The organism is Pseudomonas sp. GWSMS-1, from assembly GCF_049847425.1.
GTDB lineage: Bacteria > Pseudomonadota > Gammaproteobacteria > Pseudomonadales > Pseudomonadaceae > Aquipseudomonas.
Window position 1 is genome coordinate 3,106,236 of record NZ_JBMHHV010000005.1, and the last position, 12,232, is coordinate 3,118,467.

The 12,232-nt window shown below is 60.0% G+C and carries 9 protein-coding genes; 4 read left to right on the forward strand and 5 right to left on the reverse strand.

From position 1 onward, the window contains the following. Positions 1–199 precede the first annotated feature (199 nt). Positions 200–2,524: a TonB-dependent receptor gene (locus ACEPAJ_RS18315; protein ID WP_425916807.1), complete on the reverse strand. Its 2,325-nt coding sequence runs from the start codon at positions 2,522–2,524 to the stop codon at positions 200–202. 166 nt (positions 2,525–2,690) lie between these two features. Here ACEPAJ_RS18315 and ACEPAJ_RS18320 point away from each other — a divergent pair, with 166 nt between their 5' ends. Continuing rightward, positions 2,691–3,371, forward strand: a complete 681-nt coding sequence (locus ACEPAJ_RS18320; RefSeq protein WP_322950218.1) for a Fe2+-dependent dioxygenase — start codon at positions 2,691–2,693, stop codon at positions 3,369–3,371. Positions 3,372–3,375: 4 nt separating this feature from the next. Continuing rightward, complete coding sequence (locus ACEPAJ_RS18325; protein WP_425916809.1) at positions 3,376–4,161, forward strand: tetratricopeptide repeat protein; 786 nt, start codon at positions 3,376–3,378, stop codon at positions 4,159–4,161. A 34-nt stretch (positions 4,162–4,195) separates the two neighbouring features. On the opposite strand, the gene ACEPAJ_RS18330 is transcribed toward ACEPAJ_RS18325, so the two are convergent. Next, a complete protein-coding gene (locus tag ACEPAJ_RS18330) occupies positions 4,196–5,578 on the reverse strand; it encodes an NAD(P)-binding domain-containing protein (protein ID WP_425916811.1) in 1,383 nt (460 codons plus the stop codon). A 341-nt stretch (positions 5,579–5,919) separates the two neighbouring features. Beyond that, positions 5,920–7,083 carry a type III PLP-dependent enzyme gene (locus ACEPAJ_RS18335; RefSeq protein ID WP_425916813.1) on the reverse strand — a complete coding sequence of 388 codons (1,164 nt, stop codon included), beginning with the start codon at positions 7,081–7,083 and terminating at the stop codon, positions 5,920–5,922. Between the two features lie 460 nt (positions 7,084–7,543). Between ACEPAJ_RS18335 and ACEPAJ_RS18340 the strand changes: the two genes are divergently transcribed. After that, positions 7,544–9,127: a peptide chain release factor 3 gene (locus ACEPAJ_RS18340; protein WP_425916815.1), complete on the forward strand. Its 1,584-nt coding sequence runs from the start codon at positions 7,544–7,546 to the stop codon at positions 9,125–9,127. A gap of 46 nt (positions 9,128–9,173) precedes the next feature. Here ACEPAJ_RS18340 and ACEPAJ_RS18345 read toward each other — a convergent pair whose 3' ends face one another. Next, positions 9,174–10,391, reverse strand: a complete 1,218-nt coding sequence (locus ACEPAJ_RS18345; protein ID WP_425916817.1) for a hypothetical protein — start codon at positions 10,389–10,391, stop codon at positions 9,174–9,176. Between the two features lie 179 nt (positions 10,392–10,570). Between ACEPAJ_RS18345 and ACEPAJ_RS18350 the strand changes: the two genes are divergently transcribed. After that, a complete protein-coding gene (locus ACEPAJ_RS18350) occupies positions 10,571–11,350 on the forward strand; it encodes a TatD family hydrolase (protein WP_425916819.1) in 780 nt (259 codons plus the stop codon). Positions 11,351–11,454: 104 nt separating this feature from the next. Here ACEPAJ_RS18350 and ACEPAJ_RS18355 read toward each other — a convergent pair whose 3' ends face one another. Then, a complete protein-coding gene (locus tag ACEPAJ_RS18355) occupies positions 11,455–12,168 on the reverse strand; it encodes a methyl-accepting chemotaxis protein (protein WP_425918097.1) in 714 nt (237 codons plus the stop codon). Between the last annotated feature and the right edge of the window lie 64 nt (positions 12,169–12,232).

Genomic DNA, 12,232 nt, shown 5'->3' on the forward strand with positions numbered 1-12,232 from the left:
TCACAGCCGCAACCGCTCCACGCTAGGTAACTCGCTAACCCGCTGCGGGTTACCTGAGGTGCACACTGCGCCGTCATCACGGCAAACCCGACGGACGCCTAAAACCCAGCAGCCAACCGTGATGACCGCCAAGAAAATCATCGGCCAAACAAAAGGCCACCCTGCGAACAGGGCGGCCTTGGCTAACGCTCAAGCCCGATTAGAAATGCACGTTGGTACTCAGCAAGGCGGTCCGCCCAGCAGCCTGGTTGGCGAAGTGGGTATAGGCCTTGTCGTAATAGACCTCATTCGTCAGGTTCTGCACATTGAGTTGCAGGTCGACGTGTTTGCTCAACTTGTAGCTCGCCATTGCGTCGTAGCGCACATAAGAATCCAGCACCACTGAGTTGGCCGCGTTGCCGAACACTTCATCCATGTAGAACGCGCCGCCGCCCACGGTGAACTTGTCCGTGACATCGTAAGTCGTCCACAGGGTGAAGCTGTGGTTCGGCGTATTGGTCAGCTGATTCCCCTGGTTGGGGTTTTCCCCGGCGGCCACTGTCGCGCCACGCCCCACCGACGCCTTGCCTGGATCCACCAGCTCACTGTCGAGATAGCTATAACCGGCGAACACTTGCCATTTGTCGGTGATCTGACCGCTGGCGCTCAACTCCAGGCCGTCGACACGCGTCTCACCGGCGTTTTCATAGGTATTGTCCGCCACCAACACCCGCGCATTGGTCTTCTCGGTCCGGAAGATGGCGGCGGTCAGCGACAACCGATTAGCCAGCAGATCCCACTTGGTGCCGATCTCGTAGTTGCGCGTTTCTTCCGGCTGCAGGTCACTGGAAACCAGCGGCGCCGACGTGGATGTCAACGCGTTGCCTTCCTGCCCTTCACCCAGCATCGAGCCCGGCGGTGTAGCAGAAGTGGCGTAGGACACATAGATGCTCCCGTTGTCGGCAGGCTTGAACACTAAGCCCAACTGGCCGGTGACGAACTCACTGGTGTCTTCGCCTTTGCTGGTGGTCACACCGTCAGCGTCATAGCTTTTTGAGTCGGTGGCGAAGTGGTCGTAACGCAGCCCGGCGTTCACTAACCACTGCGGGTCCAGCTCAAGGGTGTCGAAGAAATAAAGCGCACGCGTACGGCTGGAGGTGTCGGTACCGGCATAGTTACGGCTAAGGCTACCGGCCCAAGGGTCATCAGGGTTCGGGTTGCCCAGCGAGGTGCAGTTGTAACCGCTAGGGGCACCGATGATTGTCGGCCGACAGTTGTTGCTGGCCGGGCCACCTGTAGCCGGCGTGGTATCGGTGTTGACCGAATAAGAGGATCGTTTGCTGGCTTCTCGGCTCAATTCAATCCCGGTGGAGAAGTTGTTCTTAAAGCCGCCAAGGTAAACCTCACCAAACAGGTCGGTCTGGTTGGTGGTCGTCGCCGTATTGCTCACCCGACTGTTGATCCGCCGCCACACCGTGCCATTGACCACGTTGCCTTTGCTGTCATCCGGCTGGGTAAGGATGTAATCCTGCATGCTGTTGCCATGGCGCAGGGTGTTTTTCAGGGTCAGCGCATCGTTCAGGTCGTGCTCGATCGCCATCGTAAAGGTGTCGGTGCGGGTTTTACGGAAGTCGCGATCGGTCAGGCCATAGAAGTTACTGCTATCGCCGCCATCAACAGGCTTATCCGGATTAGCCGATGAGCGCGCAGTGCCTCCCGAATTCATGCTGAACGGGATCCCCGAGTCCGGCAGGTCGTTGCTTTCCATGTGGTAGAAATCGAGGTTGAGGCGGGTCGAGGTGCCCATGCCAAATGCCAGCGACGGGGCGATCCCCCAGCGGTCGTAATTGACCTTGTCGCGACCCGCCACATTGCTTTCGTGGCTCATCAGGTTGAGGCGGCCAGCAGCGCTGTCGTTGAACTGGTAATTGCCATCCAAGGTGTAACGCTGGGTCTGGTCGGAGCCCCAGGTGAAGCCGCCGTCGAAGGAATTACCGACATGGGCTTTTTTGCTGACCAGGTTGATGCTGCCGCCCGCCGCGCCACGCCCGCCAATGGCGGAGTTCGGGCCCTTGGCCACCTCAATTGATTCAACCGCAAAAATCTCACGGCTTTGTGAAGCGGTATCCCGCACGCCGTCCAGGTAGGTGCTGTCTTGCGAGTCGAAGCCACGGATAAACGGTCGGTCGCCCTGTGGGTTACCGCCCTCGCCCGCCCCCATGGTGATGCCCGGCACGGTTCGCAGTGCATCCTGCAGGCTGAGGGCGTTGGTGTCTTTAAGCACTTGCTGCGGCACCACGGTGACTGAACGCGGGGTATCAACCAACGGCGCGGTGTACTTGCTCGACTGCACCCGCTCAACCTGATAGCTGGTTTCGTCAATCGCCTGACCTACAACATTCACCGCATCGAGCACCAAGGCTTCGCCCTTTGGCTCTTCAGCGTGTGCCTGTTGGGTCGCGGATAAGCCGGACAGCGCCACGCCGACGGCAGTGGCGAGAAAACGCGGGGTAAATGCCGATTGATCGGTAGTCGTGCAAGACATCAAGTGTTCTCCACCCAGAGATAGTTGTGAGCGGGGCGGAAATTAGACTAAACGATAAGCAATATCAATTAGATTATTAATAACTCTGAAACATTCCGAAAAGCTCTGTTACATCTCATCGAGAATGCCTATCATTGCCAACAGCTCTCAATCAGCGGTTTTCACCATGCTTCTACACATCCCCGGCGTGTTCAGCCAAGAGGACGTCGCCACCATCCGCACGGCGCTTGAACAGGCCGAGTGGGCTGATGGCAAAGCCACAGCGGGTTATCAGTCGGCCAAAGCCAAGCACAACCTGCAGCTTGCCGAGGACCATCCACTCGCCCGGCAGATTGGCGAAGCCATGCTCCAGCGCCTGTGGAGTAACCCGCTGTTTATGTCTGCGGCCCTGCCGCACAAGGTGTTTCCACCGCTATTCAATTGCTACACCGGGGGCGGCAGTTTCGACTTCCACATCGACAACGCCATCCGCCAGGTCCGTAACAGCGCGGAACGGGTGCGCACAGACATTTCCTCCACCTTGTTTTTCAGCGACCCCGCCTCGTACGACGGTGGCGAGCTGGTGATCGAGGACACCTACGGCACCCAACGGGTCAAGTTCGCTGCTGGCGACTTGGTGCTCTACCCGGCGACCAGCCTGCACAAAGTCGAGCCCGTCACGCGCGGCACCCGCTTGGCCGCATTTTTCTGGACCCAAAGCCTGGTCCGCGACGACGGCCAGCGCCGCCTACTGTTTGACATGGACCAAGCCATCCAGCACCTGACCCGCGACGTACCGGAGCACCCGGCACTGATCCAGCTCACCGGGAACTACCACAACCTTCTGCGCCGCTGGGCCGACCTGTAAGCGCATGGCCACGCTGCGCGGCACTGCCGCCATCACCACCGCAGAACTGACCCAGATGCTATCCGGCACACCCAGTCAGCGCGCGCGGGCGATACTGGCCGCCGCTGCTACAGGCCACCCCGACGCTCAGGTGATGCTCGGGCAGACTCTGTTGCAAGGCCAGGGCATAGAGCGCGACGCACCGCTGGCACTGGTCTGGTTTCGCATCGCGGCTGCGCAACAGAACGCCATGGCGCACAACATGCTTGGCCGCTGCCATGAACACGGCTGGGCCGTGCCAGCCGACCCGACGCTGGCCGCCGAGCATTACCAACACGCGGCCGACCAAGGTCTGGATTGGGGCTTGTACAACCTGGCCAACCTGCTCGCCACCGGACGCGGGGTAAAGCAGGACCTCGAACGCGCCTTCAGCCTTTACCTGCAAGCGGCCCAAGCCGGGCATGCCAAGTCAATGAACCTGAGCGGACGTTGCTACGAGGATGGCTTGGGCGTCGCGGCGGATGCCCGCAAGGCGCTTTACTGGTACCAGTGCGCGGCCGCCGCAGGCGACTTCCGCGGCCAGTACAGCCTGGCCGCCGTGCTGGCTGCGCAGGGACAAACAGCAGACGCCGAACAGTGGCTCCGGCAAGCACTGACGGGCGGCAACCTGAACTTTCTACGCAGCACCCGCGCCGCCCTGCTGCAAGCCGCGCAACCGAGCATTCGCGCACTGGCCATCGACTATCATCGCCGGGCCGCCGAGCTGGGCAGCCCGGACGACCAAGCCTGCTACGCGGCGCTGACCACCTGAAGCGGCCGAGTCAGCCCAGCACCATCACTCAGACTCAGGCCGGCTCTTTAGCCTCGCTAACCGCACCAGCGTAGTCATGGCTGAGGAAGTGCTCGAGCGAGTCATCGAGAATATCTAGCCAAGGCGCGGGTAGCTCGGGAGCCGCAGTACCGGTCACGGTCGAGGTGTAGCACTGGTTGCGATAGCCCATGATGTCGACCTTCTTGTCCTGCTTCCAGCGCTTGAACAACTCGCCCTGGGCCTCGACGGCAAAATCGGGATAGTCGGTCGGCTGCAGCAGATCACGCACATAAGCGGCCTGGAAATCGATTTCAGCACTGGCGTTTGCCAAGGCTTCTTCGCGGCCCAACCAGTCTTGCATGTCCGCCTGCATGGTCGGCGCATCCGGTAAAGGGATCCGCCCCAGCATGACATCCCGGGCATACCACGCCTGAGCATCGAACATGTTGAAGGTGAAGTACTGATCCTGCATGCCGAGGTAGATCAACCGCGGGTTGCTCTCCCAGAAGATGCCCTTGTACAGGCTCTGCGGGTAAAGCCGGTTGTGCGTCTGCAGGCGCAAGTCATCCGGTAGGAACGGGAAACTGTGCTGGTAGCCAGTGCACAGAATGATCGCATCCACCACTTTGCTGCTGCCGTCACTGAAATGCGCCACGTTGCCGTCCAGGCGCTCCAGCAGCGGTACTTCGGTAATACCGGCCGGCCAGTCGTAACCCAACGGCCTGGAGCGATAGCTGAAGGTCACCGACTTGGCGCCGTACTTGTGGCATTGGGTGCCAATGTCTTCGGCCGAGTAACTGCTGCCGACCAGCAGCAAATCTTTGTCCTTGAACTCCAGCGCATCGCGGAAGTCATGGGCATGCAGCACCCGCCCCGGGAAACGCTCGACGCCAGGGAAATAAGGCACGTTGGGCGTGGAGAAGTGCCCTGTGGCCACCACCACGAAATCGAATTCCTCGGTGCGCAGCTGGTCCGTTTGGTGGTCCATCACCGTGACGCTGAAGCGCTGCGTGTGTTCGTCAAAGCTGACCCAACGCACGGCCGTTTCAAAGCGGATGAATTTGCGCACGTCTTTGCGCTCAATGCGCCCCATCACGTAATTCTTCAGCACTTCACGCGGCGGGTAGGAGGGAATGGCGCGGCCAAAGTGCTCATCAAAGGAGTAGTCGGCAAACTCCAAACACTCCTTCGGGCCGTTGGACCAGAGGTAGCGATACATGCTGCCGTGCACCGGTTCACCGTGTTTATCCAGGCCGGTACGCCAGGTGTAATTCCACATGCCGCCGAGGTCACTCTGCTTCTCGAAGCAGACGATTTCGGGCATTTCTTCATGCGCGGCAAGTTGGGCGGAAACAAAGGATCGAAGTTGTGCGAGCCCGCTGGGGCCGGCCCCAAGAATAGCGATTTTCAGGGACAAACCTATCTCCTCTCAAATTGAATGGCCTTTTCACCCTAACGCGCGCGGCGCGCAACCATCAAGGCGTGTCCCCTGAACTTGAGTCACGATGACTGCGTTTTCAGCACAAAGTCGCGCAACCACCAAACGGCGTATAGGCCCGCTTCATCGGCCATTCCAGGCCAAAGCGCACTGCCGACCGGCAATGAAATATATTCATACAAATTGACATTGAAACGCCCCAAATCACAGCCCGCCCCACCGCGTTGAAGAGCGCCTAAGCCATTTGAAACCACCTGCCGCGGACTGTTCCAGACACAAAAAACCCCGCCGAGGCGGGGTTTTAGCAAAGCAATACAGCCTTACAGGTAGAACGATTTCAGCGGCGGAAAACCATTGAACTCAACAGCGCTGTAGCTGGTGGTATAGGCACCGGTAGACAGCCAATAAACACGGTCGCCGATTGCCAGGTTCAGCGGCAGGCCGTACTTGTAGTTCTCGTACATGATGTCGGCGCTGTCGCAGGTCGGCCCTGCAATCACCACCTCTTCCATCTCACCCTTCTTCTCGGTGTAGATCGGGAACTTGATGGCTTCACCCATGGTTTCGATCAAGCCGCTGAACAGGCCCACATCGACATACACCCAACGCTCAACCGCGGTACGCGACTTGCGCGCCACCAACACCACTTCACTGACCAAGATGCCAGCGTTGGCAATCAGCGAACGGCCCGGCTCCAGGATGATCTCCGGCAGATCGTCACCGAAGTCTTCCTTGAGGAAGCGGATGATTTCCTCGGCATAGGTTTCAAGGCTGTTGGTGCGGGTGATGTAGTTGGCCGGGAAGCCACCGCCCATATTGATCAACTTGAGGGTGATGCTGTCTTCTTCTTTCAGGCGCTCAAAGATCACCTTGACCTTGGCAATCGCCGCATCCCACACGGAAATATCGCGCTGCTGCGAGCCGACGTGGAAGGAGATGCCATAAGGCACCAGACCCAGGTCGCGAGCGAGAATCAGCAGATCCATGGCCATGTCGGTCTGGCAGCCGAACTTGCGCGACAGTGGCCAGTCGGCGGTGGTCGAGCCTTCAGTGAGAATGCGCACATAGACTTTCGAGCCCGGCGCGGCCTTAGCGATGTTGCGCAGGTCCGCTTCCGAGTCGGTGGCGTACAGACGCACGCCCTTCTCATAGAAGTAACGAATGTCCTTGGATTTCTTGATGGTGTTGCCGTAGCTGATGCGATCAGCGCTGACGCCACGGCCCATGACCTTATCCAGCTCGTAGATAGAGGCGATGTCGAAGCTGGAGCCTTTTTCCTTGAGCAGGTCGATGATTTCGACTGCCGGGTTGGCCTTGACCGCGTAATAGATGCTGGCGAATTCGAAACCGGCGCGCAGGTCGTCGTAGGCCTGGCTGATGATCGCGGTATCGATCACCACAAACGGGGTTTCCTGGGTATCAGCAAACGCCTTCATGCGCTGAAAAGTGGCGGGTGCGTAATAATCTTCGACCTTGATCGACATGCTCGACTCCATATGGCAAAACCAAAACACACTAATTCGGGCAGCTAAACCGGGCACAGGTTCAACTGCGTTTCAGGGGGCGGCCGCGAACGGCCCAGAACGTCTGATCAGTTTCCCCACTTTGGTTCGCCTACTTCCCAAGGCATGTCGCCGAGTACCGCATGGTCTCTCGTCGTCAGTACTTGAGCCGGATGGATCGTTGCCAGCATGGACGTTCGGGCGCGAACTTTAGGGCCATGGGCAGCTGAGATCAATCAAAAATGCCGTGCTTTTGACCCTCTTTGTCGTCTTAGTGATTGAACGTTTTATATTCAAAACAAAACGTCAGGAATGCCGCACAAAGCGAAGAAAAATCGCGGTTTGCTCGCCTGACTACAGGTCGCCGCGCTGAACGGCGTTTACCGTTATAATCGCCGCCTTTTTTGACAGACCGACTATTCAGTCGACGGGTTCTCGCACAATGACCATCCAGGCCGCCGAAGTCGCCAAACGCCGTACGTTTGCGATCATTTCTCACCCCGACGCCGGTAAAACCACGATTACCGAGAAACTCCTGCTGATGGGTAAGGCGATTTCGGTCGCGGGCACGGTGAAGTCGCGTAAGTCCGACCGCCATGCCACCTCCGACTGGATGGAAATGGAAAAGCAGCGCGGCATCTCCATCACCACCTCGGTGATGCAGTTCCCTTACCGCGATCATATGATCAACCTGCTCGACACCCCCGGTCACGAAGACTTCTCCGAAGACACCTACCGCACCCTGACCGCGGTAGACAGCGCGCTGATGGTGCTCGACGGCGGTAAGGGTGTTGAGCCACGCACCATCGCCCTGATGGACGTGTGCCGCCTGCGCGACACGCCGATTGTCAGCTTCGTCAACAAGCTCGACCGTGACATTCGCGACCCGATTGAACTGCTCGATGAGATCGAAGCCGTCCTCAAGATCAAAGCCGCGCCGATCACCTGGCCGATTGGCTGCTACCGCGACTTCAAGGGTGTGTATCACCTCAAAGACGACTACATCATCGTCTACACCGCTGGTCACGGCCACGAGCGCACCGATGTGAAAATCATCGAAAAACTCGACTCCGACGAAGCCCGCGCGCACCTGGGCGATGAATACGAGCGGTTTACCGAGCAGCTGGAACTGGTCCAGGGCGCCTGCCATGAGTTCGATCAGGACGAGTTCATGAATGGCCAATTGACCCCGGTGTTCTTCGGCACCGCGCTGGGCAACTTCGGCGTCGATCACGTGCTGGATGCCGTGGTCAACTGGGCACCAAAACCGCTGGCCCGCGTCGCCAACGAGCGCACCGTAGAGCCCGTGGAAGAGAAATTCACCGGCTTCGTGTTCAAGATCCAGGCGAACATGGACCCCAAGCACCGCGACCGTATCGCCTTTATGCGCATTTGCTCGGGCAAATACAGCCAGGGCATGAAGATGCGCCACGTGCGCACCGGCAAAGACCTGCGCATTGGCGACGCCCTGACCTTCTTCTCCAGCGAGCGTGAAATGCTTGTGGAAGCTTATGCCGGCGACATCATCGGCCTGCATAACCACGGCACCATCCAGATCGGCGACACCTTCAGTGAAGGCGAGGCCCTGAGCTTTACCGGTATTCCGCACTTCGCTCCGGAGCTGTTCCGCCGCGTGCGCCTGAAAGACCCGCTGAAATCCAAGCAACTGCGCCAGGGTTTGCAGCAGTTGGCCGAAGAAGGCGCGACCCAAGTGTTCTTCCCCGAGCGCAGCAACGACATCATCCTCGGCGCGGTCGGTGTGCTGCAGTTCGACGTGGTCGCCAGCCGCCTGAAAGAGGAATACAAGGTCGAGTGCGCCTACGAGCCCATTACCGTGTGGTCGGCACGCTGGATTGAATGCAGCGACAAGAAGAAGCTGGAGGAATTCTCCAACAAGGCCGTAGAGAACCTGGCGGTGGACGGCGGCGGTCACCTCACCTACCTGGCGCCGACGCGAGTCAACCTGGCGCTGATGGAAGAGCGCTGGCCAGACGTGAAATTCCGCGCCACCCGCGAGACCCACTAAAGCGCGCCAGCGGCGAGATCAGCTCTCGCCGCTGGGCTGCTCTAGGCTAAGCCGCCACCGGCTTTGCCAACACAATAATCGCCAACGCCCCCCCCACTCCCGCCGCAAACCCCGCCGCGTGCCAGCGCTGGCCACGTCGCCATGCCGCCAATGCCGCCTGCAACGCTTGCAAGCCGTAGTAGATGACAAACATCTTCGAGGCATAAGTGATGATCTCGTAGATGTTCGCCGTCCAGGTAATTGCTATCGCCACCAGAGCGGTGACCAGATTGCCTAAGCGCACCGGCAAGCGCCGCCCTGACGACTCCGCCAGCAGCCCGCCGGCACCATTCATGTCGGCGACTGCTGCCGATAACTGCGACGCCAACGCAGTGAGAATCAGCAGCGGCGCGACCAGCAGCCCCAGCGGCCGCAGCAAGTCGATGATCGCCGTCTCACCGCCCTCCGGCGGAAGAGCACCGTTGAACAGCCCGGTAATCAGCAACAAGAACGCCATATAAATCGCGCAGGCGATCCATTGCGCCCAGCGCATGCTCTGGATACGGGTGGTGGCGTCGTATTGGCTGCCGAGGTAACGCGAGGTTTCAAAGCCTTGCACCAGAATCACCAGGCCCAACAGCACCTCGAGCTGCTGCATCCCCTGCAAGTGCGCTTGCGCCGCCCAACTGAAAGAGCCGTCCAGCACCGCCGACAGGTTGACCTGCACCAACATCACCACCAGCCCGCCGATCAGCGACAGCTTCAAGGCCACCACCATCACCTCTAGCCGCTCCAGCCCGGCCAGGCCGCGTAACGCACCGAGCAGCCCGATGCCGGCGATCACAACCGTCGTCAACACCCGCGTCCACACGGGATCGACCACATCGCCCAGGCGCATGCCAAAGGCGGCAAACAAGTTCAGGTAATAGGCCACCGAAACAAAGTAGGCCAACGCCAGCGCCAGCTCAGACAAGCGCTCCAGGCCAACCTGGTAACGCGGCGGCTGAGCCAGCAGGCTCGGTTCAACATAGCGGATGTTGTAGCGGATGGCTGCGCCAAACCAGTAGCTCAAACCACACAAGGCCAACATCGCCAGCCAGGCTAAGGGGCCAACGGCATGCGCGAGAATCGGCCCGGCCACCAGGAAGCCGGAGCCGATAATCGACGCCAGTGGCGTCACAGTTGCGCGCCAACCGGGTGCAGCCATCAGGCGCGGCTGAAAGAACACACAGGCCAGCAGCAACGCTGCCCCGGCCAACACCATGTTATTGAGGCTAAACATCATCTACCGCAACCCGCTCAAACTGCTGAGCCGCATGCTGCCCGCCCAAGGCCAGGCCAAGCAAGCGCTGCTTGCTTCCCAGATGGGCCGTGCTCGCTTAGGCTAAACCACCAGCGGTGGCATAACTGCATGCCCAACTGCCATTCAACCCCTCTATTAATGCGCGCTCCAGCCTTGATGCCATGCACCTGATCGACACCCACACCCACCTGGATTTTCCCGACTTCGATGCCGATCGCGACGAACTGCTCGCGCGTTGTCGCACAACTGGGGTCGAGCGTTTAGTGGTGCTTGGCGTGAATCAGGCTAACTGGCAGCGCGTGTGGGATCTGGCGCTGGCTGAAGATGGCCTGTACGCCGCCTTCGGCCTGCACCCGGTGTATCTCGACGAACATCAGCCTGCGCACCTGCATGAACTGCGCGATTGGCTAGCCCGCTGCGCCGGCCACCCTAAACTCTGCGCAGTGGGCGAGTTCGGCCTGGACTACTTTCTCGAACAGCTGGATCGCGAACGGCAGCAACAGTTGTTTGAAGCACAGCTCAAGCTGGCCATCGAATTCGAGCTGCCCGCCCTGCTGCATGTACGCCGCGCCCATGCAGCGACCATTGCCACTCTCAAGCGCCTCAAACCCGAGCGGGGCGGCATCATCCACGCCTTCGCCGGCAGCTACGAGGAAGCGCGCGAATACCTCAAGCTGGGTTTCAAACTTGGCCTCGGTGGCGCGCCGACTTGGCCGCAAGCGCTGCGCCTGCGCAAGGTGGTGGCGCAGCTGCCATTAGAGGCCATCGTGCTGGAAACCGACTCACCGGACATGGCGCCGGCGATGCATCCCAACCAGCGCAACAGTCCAGAGCACCTGCCGGACATCTGCGCAGCCCTGGCCGAATTACGCGGCATCAGCAGCGACGTGCTGGCCAGCGCCAGCAGCCAAAATGCGGCCGAATTGTTTGGCTGGGACTAGCATCTAGAGCCGCGCTAATCCGGGCGCGCACCACGCGCAGCCGCCACCCGACAAAAACGACAAGGCCTACCTTGTAGGAGGGCCTTGTCGATACGGCTGAACGCTTAAACGCGGAAGGTGCTGATCAACTGTTTCAAGCGAGCCACCAGCCCGGACAGCTCAAGGCTGGCTTGTTCAGTCTGGCTGGCACCTTCGGCAGTGCGTTCGCCGGCCTGGCTGATTTCGACAATGTTTTGGTCAATATCATGCGCCACGGCTGTCTGCTCTTCGGCGGCGGTGGCGATCTGCTGGTTTTGATCAACGATCATGCCCACCGCACCAAGGATATTCTCCAACGCCTGCTGCACCTTGCCGGACTCATTGACCGTGTTGTCGGCCATCGCGTGGCTGGAACTCATCGCTTTGACCGCGGCGCCAACGCCGCCTTGCAGCGTGGCGATCATCGACTCGATTTCCTGGGTGGACTGCTGGGTGCGCTTGGCCAGGTTGCGCACCTCATCGGCCACCACAGCAAAACCGCGACCCTGCTCACCGGCACGGGCGGCCTCAATCGCCGCGTTGAGGGCCAGCAGGTTGGTCTGCTCGGCGATGCCCTTGATCACGTCCAGCACCTGGCTGATCGAGGCGCTGTCACTGGCCAACTTGTTGATCACTGCCACCGACTGATCAATCTCACCCGCCAGGCGCTGGATGCTGCCGACCTGCGACTCGACCAGCGCACGGCCACTGACTGTTTCATCATTCACGCTCTGCGCACTGCCCACGGCAGCGGCGGCGCTGTGCGCCACTTCCTGCGCAGTGGCGGACATCTGATTCATCGCGGTGGCAATTTGGTCGATTTGCCCACGCTGCCCGGCGACAGCCTGGTTACTTTCCCCGGAG